Here is a 20,746-nt window from a genome sequence, read left to right on the forward strand (position 1 = left end):
GGGGCGAGGCCATGACCGATCACCAACACCGCCGCGTGCTCCCCGGGGAGTCCAACGGGGAGTCCAACGTGGTCTGGGAGCCCTGGGGGAACTACCAAGACATTCTTTTGGATCGCTGTCCTGGTGGTATCGCCCGGGTGGCGATCAATCGTCCACGCCGGCGTAACGCCTTCCGGCCCCGCACGGTGGTGGAGCTCTGTGATGCCTTCACGCGGATCCGCGATGCCAGTGACATCGGGGTGGTGTTGTTCACGGGAGTTGGCCCCGCCGAAGACGGTGGCTATGCCTTCTGCGCCGGAGGAGATCAGAGCGTTCGCGGGGATGGCGGTTACCTGGACGAGGAGGGGCTGCCTCGCCTCAACGTGCTCGACCTGCAGCGCATCATCCGCAGCCTGCCCAAGGTGGTGATTGCCCTGGTGGCTGGCTATGCCATCGGCGGTGGCCAGGTGCTCCACCTGCTCTGCGACCTCAGTTTGGCCGCTGACAATGCTGTGTTTGGCCAGACAGGCCCAAGGGTTGGCAGCTTTGACGGCGGCTTCGGTGCCGGCTTCTTGGCCCGGGTGGTGGGGCAGCGCAAGGCGCGTGAGATCTGGTTCCTGTGCCGCCAGTACGGGGCTGAGCAGGCTCTGGCCATGGGTCTGGTGAACGCTGTGGTGCCGCTGGAGCAACTGGAGGCCGAGGGCCTTCGCTGGGCCCAGGAGGTGATGCAGCACAGCCCGACGGCGATCCGTTGCCTCAAGGCGGCCTTCAATGCCGAGACGGACGGCATGGCTGGGATTCAGGAGCTGGCGGGTCAGGCCACCCATCTCTTCTATCGAACGGCTGAGGGCCAGGAGGGCCGTAATGCCTTCCTGGACAAGCGATCCCCCGACTTTTCTGCCTCCCCCTGGCTCCCTTAGCTAAACAAGGGCAGCGCTTCCACCGCTTTCGTTCTCGACCTTTTTCGTTCTCGACCTTTTTCGCTCCGACCGTGTTGCGTCTTCGCCCGCGTCTGCTGCTCACCGCCACGCTGACGCTGACCTTGGTCAGCACCATTCCCTGCTTGGTCCGTGCCCAGGTCCAGGGAGGAGAGACAGCACGTCCGGCTGACCCGATTCCGCCGCTTGCCGAGCCGATCTCCGAGCAAGCATCCCTGCAGCGCATCCCCCCTGATCTTCTGGATGCGAAGGGTCTCCAGTTGGTGCTGGATCGCACCCACCGCCAACTGATGGTGCTGCGCGATGGAGTGCTCACCCATCGCTTCCCAGCCGCCGTGGGCACCGAAGGCTGGGAGACACCGGCCGGTCGCCATCGGGTCTTGCAGAAGATCCATGAGCCGGTCTGGACCCATCCGATCACCGGCGAAAACATCCGCCAGGGGAAACGCAATCCCCTCGGATCCCGCTGGATCGGTTTCTATCGCGATTGCAAAGGGCGTTCGGGCTGGGATGGTGAGCAATACCTCGATATCGATGGCTGCACCGTCGCCGGTTTCCATGGCACCCCTTATCGCTGGACCGTCGGCCGGGCCGTCTCCCACGGTTGTGTTCGCCTTTACGAGGAGAATGTGCAGGAGCTCTTCAAACTGGTTCGTCTGGGAACGCCCGTCACCGTGATTCCCTGAAGCTCTGGCCACGTGCGGTTTCCCCGGCGTGATTCCCCTTAAAGTCGCGGCGCCTTCTTGGGGTTCCACCGACCATGCGCATTCTTTTTGCTGCTGCCGAGTGCGCCCCGATGGTGAAGGTGGGTGGCATGGGCGACGTGGTCGGCTCTCTGCCACCTGCCCTGGCCAAGCTCGGCCATGATGTGCGCCTGATCATGCCTGGCTATAGCAAGCTCTGGAGCCGCTTGGCCATTAGCGACGAGCCCATCTGGCGCGCCCAGACCATGGGCACAGAATTTGCGGTCTACGAGACGCGACACCCCAGCAATGGGATGACGATCTACCTGGTCGGCCATCCCGTGTTCGATCCTGAGCGGATCTATGGCGGAGAGGATGAAGACTGGCGCTTCACGTTCTTTGCCAGTGCCGCCTCAGAGTTCGCTTGGAACGTCTGGAAGCCCCAGGTGCTGCATTGCCATGACTGGCATACCGGCATGATTCCGGTCTGGATGCATCAAGACCCCGAGATCAGCACGGTCTTCACCATCCACAACCTCAAGTACCAGGGCCCCTGGCGCTGGAAGCTCGATCGCATGACCTGGTGCCCCTGGTACATGCAGGGAGACCACACCATGGCTGCAGCCCTGCTGTATGCCGATCGTGTCAATGCCGTCTCTCCCACCTACGCCTGTGAAATCCGTACGGCCGAATACGGCGAAAAGCTCGACGGATTGCTCAATTACATCTCCGGAAAGCTCCGCGGCATTCTGAATGGGCTCGATCTCGAGGCCTGGGACCCCGCCACGGATCCTGCGCTTCCCTCCCACTTCAGCGCCGACGACCTGTCCGGTCGTCCCGAGAACAAGCGGGTTCTGCAGGAGCGCATGGGACTCACTGTGAATCCCGACACCTTCCTCCTTGGAATGGTGAGCCGCTTGGTCGATCAGAAGGGGGTCGATCTGCTTCTTCAGGTGGCCGATCGTCTGTTGGCGTACACCGATACCCAAATCGTGGTTCTGGGCACCGGTGATCGCGGCCTGGAGTCCGGTCTCTGGCAGCTTGCCTCACGGCATCCCGGACGGGTTGCCGTCTTCCTCACCTACGACGACGCCCTCTCCCGTCTCATCTATGCAGGCAGCGATGCCTTCCTGATGCCAAGTCGCTTTGAGCCCTGTGGCATCAGTCAGCTGATGGCCATGCGCTACGGGTGCGTCCCAGTGGTCCGCAAGGTTGGTGGTCTCGTGGACACGGTGCCGCCCCACGATCCCGCCAATCAGACCGGCACTGGCTTCTGCTTCGACCGTTTCGAGCCGGTTGACTTCTACACAGCCCTGGTGAGGGCCTGGGAGGCTTATCGCCATCGGGACAGCTGGCGGGAGCTGCAGCTGCGCGGCATGCGACAGGATTACAGCTGGGATCGCTCCGCCCTCGCTTACGACCAGATGTATCGCGACGTTTGCGGACTCAAAGAGCCCAGCCCGGATGCGGCGGCCGTCGAGAGCTTCTCCCTTGGCCAGGAAGCCGATCCCAACCGCAGCCATGCCGATCAAGACCCGTTCGTTCCCGCCCCTGGAGTCGGTCGGGCTCCGCTCGATGGTCCTCGCCGGAATCCCCTGTCCAGACTGCTGGGGAGGAAGCGTTCCTGACGATTGATGGTGGATCCCTCCAGTCGCGATCAGCCCTCGACCGGGCCGCTGCCGGCCCCCTATGCCAATCCCTGGTCGACACTGCTGGAGAATCTGCGAGCCGTTGTCGCCGACCTGCGGTTGCGGCTTCAGGAGCTGTGGCGTCGTAACGCTGAAGGGACTCTCTCCACCCCAGGCTTCTGGCCCCGTGATCTTGCTCCCCTGTTTTGGCCCCTCTGTCTGCTGCTGCTTCTCTTGCTCCTAGGTGGCATCGTGCTGCAGTTGAGGCGGGATCCGTCACCAGAACCCTCCCAGGAGGTGATGCATCTCACCACCAGTCCGCTGTCCGCTGATGGAAGAACCGGTCCGGCGATCTCGGAATCTGCCTCTGAAGCCTCGGCCCTGGGCGATTCAGTCGTGCCGCCATTGCCGGGGGCATCGTCGGAGCCATCACCCGAGCCCTTCGTGGATCAGGCAGAGCAACAGGCCCTCGAGCAGTCCTCCCCTCTCCAGACCCCTGCGCCTCCGATCGACCCACTGCTGCGCTTTCTGAGTGATGACGATGCATGGATCACCGCCGCCACCCCCCAGCCCTCGATCAATGGCGTGCTGTTGGTGGTGTCTGAAGGGTGGGTTGTGCTCCCAGAGGCCAGACGCCAGCAGTGCGTTGATCATTGGTGGGAGCGACTGGAAGCAGAGGGGTTCAGTGAGCTGCGCATCGAGGCGGCCGATCAGCGGCTTCTGGCCAGGACAGCTCGTGTTGGCAGCGGCATGATCCTGTTCGAGTCATCGGGACGCTGACCGTGCTGCAGCTCAGGCAATTGATGGAGATCTGGGGGGCTCCCCAAGGTCTGGTCGACCCGGCGCAGTTGGCGCAACCCCTGGGCCCTGTTTGCACCGACAGTCGCCTGCTCCAGGCCGGTGCCTTCTTCGTGCCCCTGGTCGGCGATCGTTTTGATGGGCACAGCTTCCTCCCTCAGGCAGCTGTTTGCCCTGCCCAGGCGGCTGTGGTCAACCAAGACACCCGTCACCCCATACCGGAGGGCTTACTCCACTGGACCGTTGCCGATACCCAGGAGGCCTATCAGCAGCTGGCGTGCCTCCATCGTCGCCAGCTGTCGTGCCCTGTGGTGGCGGTGACGGGCTCTGCGGGCAAAACCACCACGCGCGTGCTGATTCGTGCAGCGCTCGCACCGCTTGGAGCTGTTCAGGCCAGCATTGGCAACAACAACAACGACATCGGCGTTCCCCTCACGCTGTTGGGGCTTGGGCCGGAGCACCGTGCTGCAGTGATTGAAATGGGCATGCGTGGCCCTGGGGAAATCGCCCGTCTTTCCCGCTGCGCGGAGCCGCAGGTCGCGGTGATCACCAACATCGGCACCGCCCATATCGGTCGTTTGGGCAGTCGGGAGGCGATTGCGGCGGCTAAATGTGAGATCACAGAGGCCTTGGTCGCCGATGGACTGGTGGTGATTCCGGCCGGGGATCCGCTGCTGGAACAGACCCTTTCCAGCCGCTGGAGCGGCCGGGTGCGTCGTGTCGCACTCGAGGGGGATCCGGTCCTGCAGGCCCATCCTCCCGATTGCCTGGGTCGAATCGATGAGGCGGCCGGGCGACTGGTTTGCAACGGACGCAGGGTTCAGCTGCCACTCGAGGGGCGTCACAACGCCCGTAACCTTCTGCTCGCCCTGGCCGTGGCTGAGGAGCTTGGGGTGGATCTGCAGCAGCTGGAGCGTTTCGAGGTGGACATGCCCGGTGGACGCAATCGTCGCTTGCATCTGGGTGGCATCACCGTGCTTGATGAGACCTACAACGCCTCCCCTGAGGCCGTTCTCGCTGCTCTCGACCTACTCGCGAGCCATGGCGGACGTCGCTTCGCGGTGCTTGGCACCATGCTGGAGCTGGGTGAGCGCAGTGTGGAGCTGCACCGTCAGGTGGCTGAACATGCCGTGGCACTCGGTCTTGATGGTCTTGTGCTGGTGGTCGATGGGATGGAAGCGGAGGCGATGGAACCGATCGCACTGTCCTTGCCAGCCTTTGCTCGGGTCAGCACACCGGAAGACGCCATGAATCCCCTACGGGACTGGCTCCATTCCGGTGACACGCTGCTTCTCAAGGCCAGCCGCGGGGTGGCTCTGGAGCGACTGCTGCCCCTCCTCGATACGCTGCCGACTGGCTAGGTCGATTCAGGCCGCGCGATTGAAGGGATGGCTGGTCTCTCGGCGAATCAGATCGATCGCCATGGGGTGGTTGCGGATAAAAGGAATCGACTCCATCGCCAACACCCTGGCCTCATGCACATCACGGGCGTAGTAGCAACGTTCGATTGACGCGCTATTGCGGTCCCGATACCGCACGGTGTATCGCTGTTGGAGAGGCATTGCCGCAGCGCAGGTCGCCCTTACGCTCACACGTCACGATGATTTCGCCATCGGGTCAGTGCTGAAGAGTTTCTGCTGTTTAACCAGCCCAGTTCTCCTTCACGAGCTGTTTGGCCCGCCCTAGGGCCAGGGCGCCATTGGGTACATCCTTGGTGATCGTTGAGCCGGCGCCAATGGTGACCTTGGCGCCGATGGTGACCGGCGCCACCAGCACCGAATTGGCCCCTGTCTTGCTTTCGTCACCAATGATGGTGCGGTGTTTATTCACACCGTCGTAGTTGGCGGTGATGGTGCCGGCGCCCACATTGACGTTGGTTCCTAACTGGGCATCGCCGATGTAGCTGAGGTGATTCACCTTGGTGCCGTAGCCCAGCTCGCTTTTCTTGACCTCCACAAAGTTGCCGATCCTGCACTGATCACCGATGACTGCAGATGGTCGTAGGTGCGCGAAGGGGCCAATGGCGACGCCATTGCCGACCTTGGCCTCTCGGACCACGGACTGGAGCACGGTCACATCGCAGCCGAGTTCGGCATCCTCGAGCAGGCTTCCGGGACCGATCCGACAGTTGTCCCCGATCTGGCAGCGGCCGCGCAGGTGGGTCTGGGGTTCGATCACCACATCCTGGCCGAAGCTGCAGGCTTCGCTCAGGGTGCAGCTGGCCGGATCGATGAAGGTCACCCCTTCCGCCATCCAATGGTCGCGAAGGCGCTGTTGCAGCAACGCTTCACACTGCGCCAGCTGTTGGCGGTTGTTGATGCCGTTCACCTCGTCGGGGTCTGACACCTCGAGGTGCATGGCTGTATCGAGCATCGCCACGGTGTCGGTCAGATAGAGCTCCCCCTGGTCGTTGTCGGTGCTCAGCTTCGGCAGCACCGTCATCAACGCCTCCCAGTTGAAGCAGTAGATGCCTGCGTTGGTTAAGTCGTTCTGTCGCTGTTCCTCGTTGCAGTCGCGATGCTCGATGATTTCGCTCACCCGTCCCTCTGGATCGGCAAACACCCTTCCATAGCCGCTGGGATCGGCAAGCCGGGCCGTGAGCAGCGTGACATCGGCGCCGCTGCGGCGGTGCTGGCTCACCAGCTGGTCGATCGTCTCCGCACGCAGCAGAGGCACATCTCCATTCAGCACGAGCAGCTCTCCGCTGAATCCCTTCAGGGCCGGCATCAGCTGTTGCACGGCATGGCCTGTGCCGTTCTGGGGTTGCTGCAGCACAAACTCCAGACCATGGAGATGACTGAGCTGCTGCTCGACCCGCTCGGCTTGGTGGCCAACGATCAGCAGACGGCGCTCCGGCTGCAGGTTGCCAGCACTGGCCAGGACCCGCTCCACCAGGGTGGCTCCAGCCAGGGGCTGCAGCACCTTGGGCAGGGCACTTTTCATGCGGGTGCCTTTTCCAGCGGCCAGAACGGCAACGGCGAGCATGCGCAGCGGTCGAGTCGGGCGGAATCTACCGGGATCTCCGTCGCTTGGGACTCGACGGCCGATCAGCCCATGGATGCAACACGATGGATCCAGCGTCGCTGCCAACAGCTCGTGCTCTCCAGCGTGCAGCAGCCCTGCTCATCCCGTCGACGTTGCTGAATCGATGCGGCCCTATCCGTCCCCCCTGGGTCCCGATAGGGGATGGCCGCACGGGTGTGTAGATGCTCTTGCTCCATGGTGGTGAGGGGTTGCCAGCCGGGCCCGTAGTTCGGCAGCGGATCGCTGGGGTTGGGGCGGCTGGCCAGGGTGCCCGAGCTCCACTCTTTGCGTTGGCCTGGAGCCGGCAGCAGCGAGCGCAACTCCAGTCCTGCCCTGCTCAGGCTCCCTCGCACAGCCGCTGCTCTCGAATAGGTGAGCAGCCGTCCTCCGGGAGCTAAGCGCTCCGCCAGACCTCGAAGAAATTCCTCACTCCAGAGCTCGGGGCAGCGGCTGGGGGAGAAGGCATCGTGAAGAATCAGATCAAAGCCGGAACCCGACGGCAACTGCTTGAGGGTCTGGCGCGCATCGCCCCAGAGGATTGTTCCGGCACTGGTGCGGTCTTGCCAGCCACCGTTCCTCTGCAGGGCCTCAAGACGATGGCGTACAGGTTCGGGCCAGAGCTTGAGGAATGGTGCGTGGGCCAACGCCATGGCGAGGGGGCGACGATCCAGCTCCAGCCCCCACCAATCCAATCGAGGTGCTTCTTCCGGCACCATGGGCCCGTGTCGCTCCTCCAGCTCCGACATCAGGGCGGCGCTGTTGTAGCCGAGTCCAACGCAGACATCCAGCACCCGCAGCGCCGATCCTGCAAGGAAGCGCTGTAGTTCAGCTGGTTGGGCAAATTTGGCCCGCGCCTCCTCGAGAGCTCCCACAGAGCTATGGAAGGCCTCCTGGAAATGATCACTGTGGAGACTCAGGCTTCCATCCGCTGTTTCCAGGGCTGTCAGATGGCCGAGGGGGCAGTCCTCAGCAGCGCAGTCGCTCAAGGTCGCTCCAGAAGGTGGGATAGCTCACGGCCGCTGCATCGCTCCGCTCGAGCGTGGAATCTCCATCCGCCAGCATCGCTGCCACCGCCAGGCTCATGGCCACCCTGTGGTCGGTTTCGCTGTCGAGGGCAGCCCCCCGCAGCGACTGGCCTCCGTGGATGATCAGGCCATCGGGCTGCTCTTCGATCGAGGCGCCCATCGCCTTGAGCTGACGGGCCATCACCGCCAGTCGGTCGGTTTCTTTGACGCGGAGTTCGGAGGCGCCGCTGATGCGACTGATGCCATCGCAGAAGCAGGCGGCCACGGCAAGGATCGGGACCTCATCCACCAATCTGGGCATGATCTCTTCCCCGAACTGGAAGGCTTTGAGGGGGCCGTGATGCACGCGCAGATCGCCCACCGGCTCGCCGGCCACATCCCGCTGGTTCAGCACTTCGATCCGTGCCTCCATCTGCTCGAGAATGTCGAGCACACCGGTGCGGGTGGGGTTCAGACCCACGTTTTCAATGGTGATCTCAGCTCCTGGGATCAGTGCTCCGGCCACCAGCCAGAACGCCGCTGAGCTGATGTCACCGGGCACGACAACGTGCTGACCGGTGAGAGTGGCACCGGGCCTGACGCTGATGTGCCGTCCCATCTCGCCACCCACCTCAAGGTCGGCCCCAAAAGCCCGCAGCATCCGTTCACTGTGGTCTCGGGAATGGGCGGGCTCGATCACAGTGCTTGGCCCTGAAGCGGTGAGGGCCGCCAGCAGCAGTGCCGACTTCACTTGGGCGCTGGCCACAGGTGTGCCCACCACCGCTCCGTGGAGCTTGCGGCCCTGCACCGCCAGTGGTGCGTAGTTGCCGCCGTCCCGTCCGCGCACTTCAGCGCCCATCAGGGCGAGGGGCTGTCCGACCCGTTCCATTGGCCGTCGTCTCAGAGAGGCATCTCCACTCAGCACGAAATGACGCCCCTCGCGTCCGGCCAGAAGGCCGAGCATGAGACGCATGGTGGTGCCGGAGTTGCCGCAGTCGAGCACTTCAGAGGGTTCATCCAGCCCATCGAGGCCCACGCCCTTCACTTGGATCACCGCCCCAGACTCAATCGGGCTGATCTCCGCCCCCATCGCCCGCAGGCAGGCGGCAGTGCTGATCGGATCTTCTGCCGGCAGCAGGCCCTCGATGGTGGTCGTTCCCTCCGCGATCGCGCCGAACAGCAACGCCCGATGGGAAATCGACTTGTCTCCAGGCACGGTGACCCGTCCGCTCAGACGTCCGCCCGCCTTCAGGTCACGGGGAGAGCCAGTCGTTCCGGACACGTTCGGTCAGCCGCCTTTGGATGCTGCCGATCCTATGGGTCGGTTCTGCAGCAATGCATCCAGGACGTAGCCGAACAGTGCCGGATCGGGGCTCTGATCATCGAGATCCCCCAAGCCCAGCTCCTCCATGCGGCTGCTGACCCGTGCCTCTAGGTCGGCGGGCCGGCTGAGGGGTTCGCCCCAGGGATGGTTCTTTTCCGGACCGATCTTGGTGGTGGCGTCGATGGCCAGTCGTCCCCCAAGCCCTAGCTGCTCACTGGCGAAATCGAGGCTGTCGAATGGAGTGTTCTCGAGAACGAACAGGTCCCGCTGTGGATCCACCTGGGCTGCAATCGCCCAGACCACCTGGCGGGGATCGCGCACATTGATGTGGCTGTCCACCACCACCACAAACTTGGTGTAGGTGAACTGGGGCAAGGCGCTCCAGAAGGCCATGGCCGCGCGCTTGGCTTGACCCGGATAGGCCTTGTCGATGGAGATCACAGCCAGCTTGTAGCTGAGGGCCTCCATCGGAAGGAAGAAGTCCTTGATCTCCGGAATCTGCTGACGGAGGATCGGTGTGTAGATCCGATTGAGGGCGATCGCGAGCATCGCTTCTTCCTTCGGTGGCCTACCGCTGAAGGTGGTCAGCATGATCGGCTTCCGCCGTTGCGTCATGCAGTGGAAGCGCACGAGCGGTGAATCCTCCACCCCGCCGTAGAAGCCCATGTGATCTCCGAAGGGACCATCGGGAAGCACTTCCCCAGGCGTGATCGTGCCCTCGAGAACGATTTCGCTGTGGCTGGGTACTTTGAGGTCGAGGGTTTTGCAGCGGGTGAGACGCACCCCCTCGCCGGCATAGAGCCCGGCAAACAACCATTCGCTCAACTGCACCGGGATCGGAGTTGCGGCTGCCATCACCAGCAGGGGGTGAACGCCGATCGCCACCGCGACTTCAAGCTTCTTGCCCATGGCCGCTGCCTTGCGCAGGTGTCTGGCTCCCCCACGCACACTCAGCCAGTGCACCGTCATGGTGTTGAAGGACTGCTTCTGAAGGCGGTAGACCCCAACATTGGGAACACCGGTCTCGGGATCCTTCGTGATCACCAGCCCCAGGGTGATCACCCCTCCGGCATCACTGGGCCATGGCCGGATCAGGGGAAGCGCATCGAGTGTCATCGCCTCCCCTTCGAAGACCTGTTGATGGCAGGGCGGCGTCAGGTCCCGATCCGGCACCGCCTTCAGCAGATCCCAAAACACCCGAGCAAAAGCCTTCGTTTCGCTCAGTCCCTTGGGCGGGCGGGGTTGTTGGAGCAAAGCCAGGCGACTCCCGAGGTCTTCCAGCTGTTCGGCCCGTTCCAGACCCATGCTCCACACCACCCGCTCGACGGTTCCGAGCAGGTTCACCGCGACCGGCATCGAGCTGCCGATCACGTTCTCGAACAGCAGGGCGGGCCCCCCTGCGGCCAGCACCCGATCGGCGACCGCTGCGAGCTCCAGATCCGGATCCACCGGTGCCGTGATCCGGCGCAGTTGTCCCTTGCTTTCCAGCAGCTCGAGAAAGCCCCTGAGATCGCGTGTCGCCGGTCCGGAGCGAAACAGGGCCATGGAACTGACAGTGACGGAACGGGCGATCCCGGTACTGTGACGCACCCGCTCCATCTCCGTGGCCATGCAGATCGCTTACTTCCACGTTGCGGCCGATGTGCCGGAGGGGCAGGACAGCTCGAGGGTGGATGCCGCTGTCGTGATCGATGTGCTGCGTGCCACCACCACCATCGCCTGGGCGCTCCATCACGGAGCTGAAGCGGTGCAGACCTTCAGCGATCTCGATGAGCTGCGCACGGCAGCGGCAGCCTGGCCCGCGGCAGAACGTCTGCTGGTGGGTGAGCGTGGCGGCCAGAAACTGGAGGGCTTTGATCTCGGTAACTCGCCAGTCGCCGTGGTGCCCGAGCTGGTGCAGGGCAAGCGTCTTTTTATGAGCACCACGAATGGGACCCGCTCCCTGCAGCGGGTCCGCGATGTCGCTCGCGTCTTCACTGCAGCGCTTCCCAATCGTCAGGCGGTGGCGGATCGCCTGCTGGCGGAACCCCTGGAGACCGTGTGGATTGTCGGTAGCGGCTGGGAGGGGTCGTATTCCTTGGAGGATTCCCTTGCCGCTGGTGCGCTGGCGTCCCTGCTGATTGCTCAAGGTGGATCCAGCGCCAACGATGAGATGGAGGCGGCGCTCGCTCTTTGGAACCAATGGCAGCAGGATCCTGAGGCCTGTCTTCGCAAGGCCACCCATGGCCAGCGTCTGATCGGTCTGGGGAACCATGATGCCGATTTCCGCTGCTGTGCAGAGCTCGATGGGCTCCGAGTGGTGCCGACCCAGGTGGAGCCAGGGGTGTTGCGAGCTGTCTGAGCGGCACTCTCTGCGGGCTTGCTGATGCGGCAGATCCCTTTACAGTCGGACCCTTTCAGGGATTGCTGTGAGCGACTTTCTGGCGGCGGCTGTGCAACTGACCAGCGGCTCTGATCCGGAGAGCAACTTCAGTGCCGCCGAGGAGCAGATCGAACTGGCGGCCCGCCGTGGGGCGGAGCTGGTGGGCCTGCCTGAAAATTTCGCCTACATGGGGGACGACGCCCGTCGGCTCGAGTTGGCCCCGGCCTTGGCTGAGCAATGCCAACGCTTTCTGGTCACGATGGCCTGCCGTTACCAGGTCGCGATCCTCGGGGGTGGATTCCCCGTGCCGGTGGGCGATGGCCAGCACACCTACCAGCGCGCTCAGTTAGTGGGCCGTGACGGTCAGCTGCTGTCGAGTTACGACAAGATCCATCTGTTTGATGTGGATCTGCCTGACGGCAGCACCTATCGGGAATCGGCGAGCTTCAGTCCCGGAAGCACCCATCCACCAGTGGTCAGCATTCCCGGCCTCTGCCGGGTGGGGGTGTCCATTTGCTACGACGTGCGTTTCCCTGAGCTCTACCGCCATCTCGTCGGCGATGGGGCCGAGGTGTTGATGATCCCTGCTGCCTTCACCGCCTTCACCGGCAAGGATCACTGGCAGGTGCTGCTGCAGGCCCGGGCGATCGAGAACACTGCCTACGTGCTGGCCCCTGCCCAGACCGGACAACACGGAGGCCGTCGTCAGACCCATGGCCACGCCATGGTGATCGATCCTTGGGGCACGGTTCTGGCTGACGCGGGTGTGCTCCCCGGTGCCGCGGTCGCGCCCATCGATCCCGATCATCTGAAGCGCATTCGCGGTCAAATGCCGAGCCTTCGGCATCGCCGGCCCGCCCTGTTCTGATTCCATGCGCCCGGCCCGTTCCCGTTCCCTGGCCCTGCTGGCGCTGGCGTTGCTGCAGCTCCCTGCCGCTTTGGCCTCGTTGCCGGCCAGAGCTGCCAGCGCCCTGGCGGCCTGGTCGTTCACTGACAATGGAGTGCTTGAGCTGCGCACGGCCACCGGTGCAAGGCTCGAGGCCTTCTTTGAAGCTGGTGACCGTCGTCAGGGACCGCGGGTCTGGATTGATTTTCCTGGGGAGCTGAGCCGTTCAAGGAGCGTTCGTGGCAGTGGGGCGCTTCGGGAGATCCGCCTCGGCAAGCCAACGCCCGGGAGCACGCGCCTGGTGCTGGAGTTTCAGCCTGGTGTAGAGCTTGACCCTGCTCGCCTCAAGCTGGTGGGCACGGCCGCCGACCGCTGGAAGCTTGTCTTCGAGGGGATGCCCACCAGGGGCTTGCGTGCCATCGGTGAGGGCGACCTCACGGCCCGTTCCGGTGGTTGGTCGTCGGGGGTGCAGATCACACCGACCCGCACACCGATCAATGCCGCGGGTCTGCCCGATGTGCCCCGTGGTCGTTACCACGTGGTGATTGATCCCGGGCATGGCGGGCCTGATCCAGGAGCGGTTGGCATTGCTGGTTTGCGCGAGACCGATGTCGTGCTCGACATCTCCTTCCAGGTGGCCCAGCTGCTGGAGGCCAAAGGTGTGCAGGTGACCATGACGCGCACGGCAGACGTTGACGTGGACCTCCCCCCCCGGGTGGCCCTCGCCAACCGCGTCGGTGCCACGGCGTTCGTCAGCATCCATGCCAATGCGATCAGCATGTCCCGCCCGGAGGTCAACGGCATCGAGACCTTTTACTTTTCGGATCCGCGTTCAGCCCGGCTGGCGGCGCGCATTCAACGGCAGGTGCTCAACGTCTCCCCCGGCAGTCCCGATCGGGGAGTGCGGCAGGGGCGCTTCTTTGTGATCCGACGCACCACCATGCCCTCGTCATTGGTGGAGACCGGGTTTGTCACCGGCGGACTGGATTCCCCTCGACTCGCCACGGCCGCCCATCGCCGTCGCCTTGCCCTCGCCATTGCCACCGGCATCCTCGAGTATCTCCAGGAGGCTCGGTGAGCATCTGTCTCGGCCTATTTGACAGTGGTGTCGGTGGGCTCACCGTGCTCCGGAGCGTTCTGCGCCGCCATGGTTCGGTGCCCGTTGTGTATCTCGGTGACACGGCCCGGGTGCCCTACGGCAGTCGCGCCCCCTCTGAGATCCGGGCCATTGCAGCCGAGGTGGTGGCCTGGTTGAAGGATCAGGACGTCTCCACGGTGGTGATGGCCTGCAACACCACCAATGCCTTGGCCCGCGATGTGGCTGAGGGCCAGGCCGGAGTCCCGGTGGTGGGCTTGATCGGTGCGGCTGCCGCCCTCGTGCGGGAAAGCCGGGTTGGAGTGCTCGCGACTCCGGCGACCGTGGCTTCCGGTGCCTACCGCGAGAGCATCGAAGCGCTCCATCCAGGCTCCCTGGTGGTGCAGCAGGCCTGTCCCGATTTCGTGCCGAGGATCGAGGCGGGCGATCTCAGCAGTCCGGAGCTGCGTCAGCTGGCGATGGGGTACCTCAGTCCTTTGCTGGAAGCGTCGGTTGAATCGGTGATCCTGGGCTGTACCCATTACCCCCTCCTTGAACCATTGCTGCGCAGCCTGCTGCCTGATGGGATCCGCCTGATTGATCCCGCTGAAGGCGTTGCCCGTCAGCTCGATGCATTGTTGGGCAGCCCCGCGGAGGACGGCCATGCCCCTCCCCTTTCGCTCGCCTCCACCCGTCTGTGTGTGACGGCGGATCCGGAGGGTTTTGCAACCCGCGCCACCCCCTGGTTGGGCGAACGTCCGCTGGTGGAACTGGTGGACCTGCGACCCCAGGCCTGCTCCCCCTAGGATCGCCGCACCGAGGGGATCCATGGCCACCGTCACAGAGCTGCTGCAGCCGGTTGAACAGGATCTGGAGACACTCCTGAGCGATCTGCGCAGCCTGATCGGGGCTGGCCATCCGATCCTTCAGGCTGCGGCCGAACATCTGTTCAGCGCTGGCGGAAAGCGTTTACGCCCGGGGATCGTGCTCCTGATCTCAAGGGCACTCTCTGCCGACGGTGAATTAACGGCGCGACACCGCAGGCTGGCAGAGATCACTGAAATGATCCACACGGCCTCACTTGTCCACGACGATGTCGTCGATGAGGCCTCGACCCGTCGCGGTGTGGCCACAGTCCACAGCCGTTTCAATCATCGGGTGGCTGTGCTCGCCGGTGATTTCCTTTTTGCCCAAGCCAGTTGGCACTTGGCCAACCTCGATGATCTTGAGGTGGTGAAGCTGCTGAGCCGCGTGATCATGGATCTCGCCGATGGTGAGGTGAAGCAGGGCCTCTTCCGATACGACACCGGTCAGACCTTTGCTACGTATCTCGAGAAGAGCTACTGCAAGACCGCTTCCCTGATTGCCAACAGCGCCAAGGCCGCTGGGGTGCTCAGCAATGAACACAGTGAGCATCTGGATGCTCTCTATCACTATGGGCGCCAGCTTGGACTCGCCTTCCAAGTGGTCGACGACATCCTTGATTTCACGGGTAGCGACCAACAACTGGGTAAGCCAGCTGCCAGTGATCTCGCCAGTGGCTACCTCACCGCTCCAGCGCTCTATGCCCTTGAGGAGCAACCGAAGCTGGCTGGACTCATTGAACGGGAATTCAGCGGTGATGAGGATCTCGTTCAGGCTCTCGAGCTTGTCCGCGCTTCCCGGGCGATTCCCCGCAGCCGTGAACTCGCTGAAACCTTTGCCCGCGAGGCGAGGGAAGCCCTGGCCTGGCTGCCCGAGTCTCCATCCAGGCGGGCTCTGATTGAACTCCCTGAGTTTGTGCTCGGCCGTTTGTATTGACGCGTCAGGTCGCGCCGATGAGAGCGTGCTCAACCTCGTTGAGGTGGAGGATTTTTTGCCAGGTTCCTTCGGGTAGCTGAGCCGAATCAATCCCGCTGTTATCGGCATCCAGTAGCCAGAGTCGGCATCCGGCTGATAGCGCAGCCCTCGATCCCGCCAAGGAGTCCTCCAGGGCCCAGCAGGCACGGACGTCCACCCCCAGCCTGTCGGCAGCCAGCAGAAAGGGATCTGCAGCCGGTTTTCCCTGACGAAGCTCTGGGTCATCGCCCAGCACCCTGGTCTCGATCAGGGTGAGCCAGGGATGGGGGGCGCATTTGCGCCGCACAGCTTCCTCGGCGCTGCTGGTGACGAGAGCCATGGCCATGTCCAGGCGCCGGCAGGTGCGCAGCAACGCTTCTGCCCCAGGCATGGCTGGCGCTCCGGCCAGCAGTCGACGGGCGACCGGTTGTTGCACTGCCAGGAGCTCCTCAGGAGTGATCGATCTCTCCAACCAGCGGATCACCTGTTCGGCACAGTCCTGGCGCCGACGGCCCCGAAGTTGCTTGAGCTGTGTGTCACTCAGCTCTGAGCCGAAATGCTTGGCCGCGGCGGCCCAGGCCTTCCCATGCAAAGGCTCGGTGTCAAGGAGCAGTCCATCCAGGTCAAACAGGCAGGCTGCAGGAGCGGACATGGCCGGCGAGGGCGTTGGCGTTTGAACAAGCGTGTCACCCTGCCCTGACGGGTGGCCGTGACTGGCTTGAATGCGCCCATTGACTGGTCCAGCTTCACTGATGGTTTCCGATCCCTCCACCACGATCGAATCGGTGCTCCAGGAGCAGCGCGTTTTTGAACCGCCTGCGACCGTTGCAGCCCAGGCCCGCATCGGCAGCCTGGAGGCCTACCGGGCGATGGCTGAGGCGGCTGCGGCCGATCCCGACAGCTTCTGGGGCGATGCCGCCCGTCGCGAGTTGCACTGGTTCGAACCGTTCCGCAGCGTCCTCGATTGGAGTGATGCACCGTTCGCCCGCTGGTTTGAAGGGGGCACCACCAATCTGTCCTTCAACTGTCTGGACCGCCATCTCGATGGCCCTCGTGCCGAGAAGACGGCCCTGATCTGGGAGGGGGAGCCAGGCGATGTGCGGCGCTTCAGCTACCGCGAGCTCCATGCCGAGGTGTGTCAAGCGGCCAATGCCCTGAAGGCCATGGGTATCGGCAAGGGAGATCTGGTGGCTCTCTACATGCCGATGGTTCCTGAGGCGGCGATCGCCATGCTCGCCTGTGCCCGCATCGGTGCTCCCCACTCAGTGGTGTTTGGCGGTTTTTCCGCTGAGGCCCTGCGTGATCGGTTGATCGATGGCGAAGCCAAGGCGGTGATCACCGCCGATGGCGGGTTCCGCAAGGACAAGCCGGTGTCGTTGAAGCCTGCAGTGGATGCCGCCCTTGCGGATGGGGCGTGCCCCTCCGTGACCGGTGTTCTGGTGGTGCAACGCACCAAGCAGCCCGTGGAGATGGTCGAGGGCCGTGATCAGTGGTGGCACGATCTGGTGGAGGCCCAGTCGACCGACTGCCCCGCTGTGCCAATGGCGAGTGAGGATCGCCTGTTTGTTCTTTACACCTCAGGCTCGACCGGGAAACCCAAAGGTGTGGTGCACACCACAGCCGGCTACAACCTCTGGGCCCATCTCACCTTCCAGTGGATCTTTGACATCCAAGAGAACGACGTCTATTGGTGCACCGCTGACGTGGGCTGGATCACTGGTCACAGCTACATCGTTTACGGCCCGCTCTCCAACGGCGCCACCACCGTGATGTACGAGGGTGCCCCACGCCCGAGCAAACCCGGTGCCTTCTGGGAGGTGATCCAGAAGCATGGGGTCACCATCTTCTACACCGCCCCCACAGCGATCCGTGCCTTCATGAAGAGCGGCCGTGATGTGCCTGATCAATACGACATGAGCAGCCTGCGCCTGCTGGGAACCGTTGGTGAACCGATCAACCCCGAAGCCTGGATGTGGTATCGCGATGTGATCGGCGGTAACCGTTGCCCGATCGTCGACACCTGGTGGCAGACCGAGACCGGTGGGGTCATGATCAGCCCCCTGCCCGGTGCCACACCGACCAAGCCAGGTTCTGCCACCTTGCCGCTGCCGGGCATTCAAGCGGATGTGGTGGATGGGGACGGCATTAGTGTGGCGGCCGATGAAGGGGGCTACCTGGTGGTCCGCCGCCCCTGGCCAGGAATGATGCGCACGGTGCATGGCAATCCTCAGCGCTTCCGTGAGAGCTACTGGGAGCACATCCGTCCCGCCGATGGCAGTTACATCTACTTCGCAGGGGATGGCGCCCGGAGGGACGCCGATGGCTACTTCTGGGTGATGGGTCGCGTGGATGACGTGATCAATGTGTCCGGTCATCGGCTTGGAACGATGGAGATCGAATCCGCCCTTGTGAGCCATCCTGCGGTAGCTGAGGCTGCTGTGGTTGGCCGCCCCGATGACCTCAAAGGTGAGGGCATCGTGGCCTTCGTGACCCTGGAGGCTGGCCGGGAGGCCACCGAGGCCCTGGTGGCGGAATTGCGCTCTCACGTAGGTCAGGAGATTGGCCCGATTGCGCGCCCGGATGAGATCCGTTGCAGTGATGCGCTCCCCAAGACCCGCAGCGGCAAGATCATGCGGCGAATCCTGCGGGCCCTGGCTGCCGGCCAGGAGGTCAGTGGTGACACCAGCACCCTGGAGGATCGCTCGGTTCTCGATCGCTTGCGGGCCTGATCGCAAAGCGGTCTGGGATCAGACCAGCCCGCTTTGCCATCGAAGGATCGCGTCGATCAAGGTCTGGATCCGGCGGCTGCGGCCAGGGTCATCAGCCCAGTCACCCAGCAGTCCCTGGCGCAGTCCGGCGCTGGCTGGCGTGAGGTGATCTCCGGCCAGCTGCAGCCATTCGCTTTGGTCGCAGCTGCGGCTGCGCAGGCTGTCGAAGAGCGCGTGGCTTTGATCGAGGCTGTCCTCACCAAAGCGCACCACCAGATTCCTGGGGCAGTGGTAATAGCGCTCCACGAGTCGCAGCGTTTCCTCGGGGCCTGGACTGAATTCCGTGGTCACCCCAAGACTGGGGGCCAGGGTGGAGAGCAGGGGAATGGAGCGGTCGGCTGAAAAGTTGTTGAAGCTCAGGGAGATCAGGCCCGCGCTGTTGCGCCCTCCGTCCGGAGCCAGAAGGTGCAACTTGCAACCGAGACTGTGTCCAAGGCGCAGGCTGGGCGGAAGGTCTTCAATCCGCTCACGTAATAGGGCGCGGCTGCTGCGGAATCCATCCCAGGCCTGCCTGGCCTGAAGCTGATGGTCGAATCCGGGCACATAACTCCAGGCGTGCACCGCCAACCCCTGAGCTGCCAATCCTTCAAGGAGGCGTCGATAGCTCAGTTGGGGAGTGGCAGCCAGGTAGCTCCCGCCGATGAACTCAACCAGGGCCTTCGGTTGCGCTGGCCAGAGACACCAGCTGTCGTCCAGCCTTCGCCAGCGGCTCATGCAGCGTTCTGCAGCTCCTTCACGATGCGGCTGGCCTCGCGCACGTGGGCAGGACCATCCAGCAGGTTGTTGAAGATATGGCGGATCGTTCCGGACGCATCGATCACATAGGTCACGCGGGCGGGTAGCAGCCCAAGGGTTTTGGGAACCCCAAAGGCCCGGCGTAGCCGCTGATCGCTGTCGCTCAGCAGGGGAAACGGAAGACCATGGCGTTCACTGAAGCGTCGGTGACTGACGGCGTCATCGCCACTCACGCCCCAGATTTCGGCGCCGAGAGCTTGCAATTCTTCAAAGCTGTCACGAAATCCGCAGGCCTCGGCTGTGCAGCCCGGTGTGTCGTCCTTGGGATAAAAGAAGAGCACCAGGATGCGACCGCCAAGCTCGCTGTTGCTTCGCGAGACACCGTTCTGGTCGTCCAGGCGGATCTCTGGGGCTTGATCACCGACAGCCAGGGCCATGAATCCCACATCGAAGCGAGCTGCACCCTAGTGGCCCTGGCTCAATCGCTGGAGAATGGCGCTAGCTCGACGGAACCCATGGCAGATGAGGCCTCATCAGCTCAGTTGAACCTGCTCTCCACACCTGTGGAGCCTCCGATCGTCACCACCAAGACCAGTGCTCCGGAGACCCTGTTGATTCTCGACACGGAGACCTCGGGGCTGGATCCTCAAGAGCATCAGTGCCTTGAGGTGGGAGCGATTCTGTTTTCTGTCCCGGAGCGTGAGGTGCTGGTGCAGCAGTCGTTCCTGCTGCCAGTGGAGAGCAATGCGGCAGAAGCGATCAACCACATTCCTGCCACGGCCACTCGCCGGCACCAGCCCTGGAAGGAGGGGCTTCGTTATCTGCAGGCCTTGATGGATGCGGCGGATCTGCTGGTGGCCCACCATGCGGCTTTCGATCGGCAATGGTTTGGGCGGGGCCACCTGCCAGAGGCACGAGCTCCCTGGTTGTGCACCATGGAAGACATTCGTTGGCCAGCTGAACTGCAACTGCGCTCAAGACCCTCTGTTCGAGATCTGGCCTTAGCCCATGGGGTGCCGGTGTGGGCGGTGCATCGGGCTCTTGCTGATTGCGTGTACATCGCGGAGGTGTTCCGACGACGGGACGATCTTGAGCAGTTGCTTGCGTGGGGCATGGAACCGCGGGTGTTGATGCGCGCTCAGGTCTCTTACGACGAGCGCCATCTCGCCCGCTCAGCGGGTTTCCGTTGGAATGATCCCGTGCAAGGCGCCTGGACCCGTCGCCTCAGTGCCCGTGAGGCTCAGGATCTCGAGTTCCCTGTCATCGCTCTTGATCGGGACGAACCGCTCGCCTCTTGATCGGGGTCCGCATCGACCAAGGATTTGCTTCAGCAGTCCGAAGGGACCCGGACGGTTTGCCTCGCTTGCAGGCGCCGGCGTCAGCCTGGAGTCATGGCTGCATTCTCCCGCAAGGATCGCTATCGGCGACGACTGCTTCGTTCCCAGGCAGCCTCCTGGGATCCATTAAGGCTGCGCTTGCGCCATTGGCAGCAGGTGCGCACCTGGGCTCGTCTCATCCGGGAGGCAGAAGCCCTCTGGCATGTGGATGTGCGCGAGCTGAAACGGCTTGGTGCATTGGAACTCTCTCAGTTGCTTGAGGAGGTGCCACCGGCGCAGCGCCAGCGGGTCAATCGCTGGTTGCGACGTTATGCCGTCGCCACGCGCTTGCAGGATCACGATTCGGTAGCGAAACGAACCAATCGACCCGGCTCTGCTCACTAAAAC

At 63.6% G+C, this 20,746-nt stretch carries 21 protein-coding genes; 13 read left to right on the forward strand and 8 right to left on the reverse strand.

Annotated elements, in window-relative coordinates; genetic code table 11:
* The first annotated feature begins 11 nt into the window (after positions 1–11).
* The 5 genes from menB to CWE16_RS04430 all read left to right on the forward strand — a co-directional run bounded on the left by menB (position 12) and on the right by CWE16_RS04430 (position 5,387).
* Positions 12–899: a 1,4-dihydroxy-2-naphthoyl-CoA synthase gene (gene menB / locus CWE16_RS04410; protein ID WP_131455487.1), complete on the forward strand. Its 888-nt coding sequence runs from the start codon at positions 12–14 to the stop codon at positions 897–899.
* A 122-nt stretch (positions 900–1,021) separates the two neighbouring features.
* A complete protein-coding gene (locus CWE16_RS04415) occupies positions 1,022–1,603 on the forward strand; it encodes a L,D-transpeptidase (RefSeq protein WP_236629622.1) in 582 nt (193 codons plus the stop codon).
* Positions 1,604–1,677: 74 nt separating this feature from the next.
* On the forward strand, positions 1,678–3,228 hold the full coding sequence (gene glgA, locus CWE16_RS04420; RefSeq protein ID WP_131593316.1) for a glycogen synthase GlgA: 1,551 nt from the start codon (positions 1,678–1,680) through the stop codon (positions 3,226–3,228).
* A gap of 6 nt (positions 3,229–3,234) precedes the next feature.
* Positions 3,235–4,008 carry a hypothetical protein gene (locus tag CWE16_RS04425; RefSeq protein ID WP_131593318.1) on the forward strand — a complete coding sequence of 258 codons (774 nt, stop codon included), beginning with the start codon at positions 3,235–3,237 and terminating at the stop codon, positions 4,006–4,008.
* A 2-nt stretch (positions 4,009–4,010) separates the two neighbouring features.
* Positions 4,011–5,387, forward strand: coding sequence for a UDP-N-acetylmuramoyl-tripeptide--D-alanyl-D-alanine ligase (locus CWE16_RS04430; RefSeq protein ID WP_236629573.1), 1,377 nt, complete (start codon positions 4,011–4,013; stop codon positions 5,385–5,387).
* Positions 5,388–5,393: 6 nt separating this feature from the next.
* Here the strand turns inward: CWE16_RS04430 and CWE16_RS04435 are convergent, their stop codons facing one another.
* The 5 genes from CWE16_RS04435 to CWE16_RS04455 form a co-directional block, all read right to left on the reverse strand.
* Positions 5,394–5,588 carry a hypothetical protein gene (locus CWE16_RS04435; protein WP_131593320.1) on the reverse strand — a complete coding sequence of 65 codons (195 nt, stop codon included), beginning with the start codon at positions 5,586–5,588 and terminating at the stop codon, positions 5,394–5,396.
* 79 nt (positions 5,589–5,667) lie between these two features.
* Positions 5,668–7,011, reverse strand: a complete 1,344-nt coding sequence (glmU, locus tag CWE16_RS04440; protein WP_131593322.1) for a bifunctional UDP-N-acetylglucosamine diphosphorylase/glucosamine-1-phosphate N-acetyltransferase GlmU — start codon at positions 7,009–7,011, stop codon at positions 5,668–5,670.
* Positions 7,012–7,073: 62 nt separating this feature from the next.
* On the reverse strand, positions 7,074–8,036 hold the full coding sequence (locus CWE16_RS04445; protein ID WP_131593324.1) for a tRNA (5-methylaminomethyl-2-thiouridine)(34)-methyltransferase MnmD: 963 nt from the start codon (positions 8,034–8,036) through the stop codon (positions 7,074–7,076).
* The gene (aroA, locus tag CWE16_RS04450) at positions 8,017–9,336 is read right to left on the reverse strand and encodes a 3-phosphoshikimate 1-carboxyvinyltransferase (protein WP_131593326.1); all 1,320 of its coding nucleotides are present in this window, start codon (positions 9,334–9,336) and stop codon (positions 8,017–8,019) included. Before aroA ends, CWE16_RS04445 begins: the two co-directional genes overlap by 20 nt.
* 6 nt (positions 9,337–9,342) lie before the next feature.
* Entirely contained in the window at positions 9,343–10,923 is a 1,581-nt protein-coding gene (locus CWE16_RS04455) for a UbiD family decarboxylase (RefSeq protein WP_131594051.1), read from the reverse strand.
* A 64-nt stretch (positions 10,924–10,987) separates the two neighbouring features.
* On the opposite strand from CWE16_RS04455, the gene CWE16_RS04460 reads away from it, so the two are divergent.
* From CWE16_RS04460 to sds, 5 genes are all read left to right on the forward strand, one after another.
* The gene (locus CWE16_RS04460) at positions 10,988–11,719 is read left to right on the forward strand and encodes a 2-phosphosulfolactate phosphatase family protein (RefSeq protein ID WP_131594053.1); all 732 of its coding nucleotides are present in this window, start codon (positions 10,988–10,990) and stop codon (positions 11,717–11,719) included.
* 67 nt (positions 11,720–11,786) lie between these two features.
* Entirely contained in the window at positions 11,787–12,608 is an 822-nt protein-coding gene (locus CWE16_RS04465; RefSeq protein ID WP_131455480.1) for a carbon-nitrogen hydrolase family protein, read from the forward strand.
* Positions 12,609–12,612: 4 nt separating this feature from the next.
* Positions 12,613–13,704, forward strand: coding sequence for an N-acetylmuramoyl-L-alanine amidase (locus CWE16_RS04470; RefSeq protein WP_131593328.1), 1,092 nt, complete (start codon positions 12,613–12,615; stop codon positions 13,702–13,704).
* Positions 13,701–14,507: a glutamate racemase gene (gene murI, locus CWE16_RS04475; RefSeq protein ID WP_131593330.1), complete on the forward strand. Its 807-nt coding sequence runs from the start codon at positions 13,701–13,703 to the stop codon at positions 14,505–14,507. Before CWE16_RS04470 ends, murI begins: the two co-directional genes overlap by 4 nt.
* Before the next feature lie 22 nt (positions 14,508–14,529).
* Positions 14,530–15,501: a solanesyl diphosphate synthase gene (gene sds, locus CWE16_RS04480; protein ID WP_131593332.1), complete on the forward strand. Its 972-nt coding sequence runs from the start codon at positions 14,530–14,532 to the stop codon at positions 15,499–15,501.
* Positions 15,502–15,505: 4 nt separating this feature from the next.
* Here sds and CWE16_RS04485 read toward each other — a convergent pair whose 3' ends face one another.
* Positions 15,506–16,171 (reverse strand): HAD family hydrolase, encoded by a 666-nt coding sequence (locus CWE16_RS04485; protein ID WP_131593334.1) that lies wholly within the window; start codon positions 16,169–16,171, stop codon positions 15,506–15,508.
* A gap of 100 nt (positions 16,172–16,271) precedes the next feature.
* Here CWE16_RS04485 and acs point away from each other — a divergent pair, with 100 nt between their 5' ends.
* Positions 16,272–18,248, forward strand: coding sequence for an acetate--CoA ligase (gene acs / locus CWE16_RS04490; RefSeq protein WP_131593336.1), 1,977 nt, complete (start codon positions 16,272–16,274; stop codon positions 18,246–18,248).
* An 18-nt stretch (positions 18,249–18,266) separates the two neighbouring features.
* Here acs and CWE16_RS04495 read toward each other — a convergent pair whose 3' ends face one another.
* Both CWE16_RS04495 and CWE16_RS04500 read right to left on the reverse strand, forming a co-directional pair.
* The gene (locus tag CWE16_RS04495) at positions 18,267–19,001 is read right to left on the reverse strand and encodes a DUF1350 family protein (RefSeq protein WP_131593338.1); all 735 of its coding nucleotides are present in this window, start codon (positions 18,999–19,001) and stop codon (positions 18,267–18,269) included.
* The gene (locus CWE16_RS04500; RefSeq protein ID WP_131593340.1) at positions 18,998–19,459 is read right to left on the reverse strand and encodes a peroxiredoxin; all 462 of its coding nucleotides are present in this window, start codon (positions 19,457–19,459) and stop codon (positions 18,998–19,000) included. Before CWE16_RS04500 ends, CWE16_RS04495 begins: the two co-directional genes overlap by 4 nt.
* Positions 19,460–19,537: 78 nt before the next feature.
* Between CWE16_RS04500 and CWE16_RS04505 the strand changes: the two genes are divergently transcribed.
* Together CWE16_RS04505 and CWE16_RS04510 are read left to right on the forward strand one after the other, a co-directional pair.
* On the forward strand, positions 19,538–20,320 hold the full coding sequence (locus tag CWE16_RS04505; protein ID WP_131593342.1) for a 3'-5' exonuclease: 783 nt from the start codon (positions 19,538–19,540) through the stop codon (positions 20,318–20,320).
* 93 nt (positions 20,321–20,413) lie between these two features.
* Complete coding sequence (locus CWE16_RS04510; RefSeq protein WP_236629574.1) at positions 20,414–20,743, forward strand: hypothetical protein; 330 nt, start codon at positions 20,414–20,416, stop codon at positions 20,741–20,743.
* Positions 20,744–20,746: the final 3 nt, after the last annotated feature.

The organism is Synechococcus sp. BS55D (genome assembly GCF_004332415.1).
Classification (GTDB): Bacteria; Cyanobacteriota; Cyanobacteriia; order PCC-6307; family Cyanobiaceae; genus Synechococcus_C.

What these genes read in the sequence shown, in the direction of transcription:
- menB (WP_131455487.1), top strand. Translation starts at nt 12, where the DNA reads ATGACCGATCACCAACACCGCCGCGTGCTCCCCGGGGAGTCCAACGGG.
- glgA (WP_131593316.1), top strand. Translation starts at nt 1,678, where the DNA reads ATGCGCATTCTTTTTGCTGCTGCCGAGTGCGCCCCGATGGTGAAGGTG.
- CWE16_RS04425 (WP_131593318.1), top strand. Translation starts at nt 3,235, where the DNA reads ATGGTGGATCCCTCCAGTCGCGATCAGCCCTCGACCGGGCCGCTGCCG.
- CWE16_RS04435 (WP_131593320.1), bottom strand. Translation starts at nt 5,588, where the DNA reads ATGCCTCTCCAACAGCGATACACCGTGCGGTATCGGGACCGCAATAGC.
- glmU (WP_131593322.1), bottom strand. Translation starts at nt 7,011, where the DNA reads ATGCTCGCCGTTGCCGTTCTGGCCGCTGGAAAAGGCACCCGCATGAAA.
- CWE16_RS04455 (WP_131594051.1), bottom strand. Translation starts at nt 10,923, where the DNA reads ATGGCCCTGTTTCGCTCCGGACCGGCGACACGCGATCTCAGGGGCTTT.
- CWE16_RS04460 (WP_131594053.1), top strand. Translation starts at nt 10,988, where the DNA reads ATGCAGATCGCTTACTTCCACGTTGCGGCCGATGTGCCGGAGGGGCAG.
- CWE16_RS04470 (WP_131593328.1), top strand. Translation starts at nt 12,613, where the DNA reads ATGCGCCCGGCCCGTTCCCGTTCCCTGGCCCTGCTGGCGCTGGCGTTG.
- sds (WP_131593332.1), top strand. Translation starts at nt 14,530, where the DNA reads ATGGCCACCGTCACAGAGCTGCTGCAGCCGGTTGAACAGGATCTGGAG.
- CWE16_RS04485 (WP_131593334.1), bottom strand. Translation starts at nt 16,171, where the DNA reads ATGTCCGCTCCTGCAGCCTGCCTGTTTGACCTGGATGGACTGCTCCTT.
- acs (WP_131593336.1), top strand. Translation starts at nt 16,272, where the DNA reads ATGGTTTCCGATCCCTCCACCACGATCGAATCGGTGCTCCAGGAGCAG.
- CWE16_RS04495 (WP_131593338.1), bottom strand. Translation starts at nt 19,001, where the DNA reads ATGAGCCGCTGGCGAAGGCTGGACGACAGCTGGTGTCTCTGGCCAGCG.
- CWE16_RS04500 (WP_131593340.1), bottom strand. Translation starts at nt 19,459, where the DNA reads ATGGCCCTGGCTGTCGGTGATCAAGCCCCAGAGATCCGCCTGGACGAC.
- CWE16_RS04505 (WP_131593342.1), top strand. Translation starts at nt 19,538, where the DNA reads ATGGCAGATGAGGCCTCATCAGCTCAGTTGAACCTGCTCTCCACACCT.
- CWE16_RS04510 (WP_236629574.1), top strand. Translation starts at nt 20,414, where the DNA reads ATGGCTGCATTCTCCCGCAAGGATCGCTATCGGCGACGACTGCTTCGT.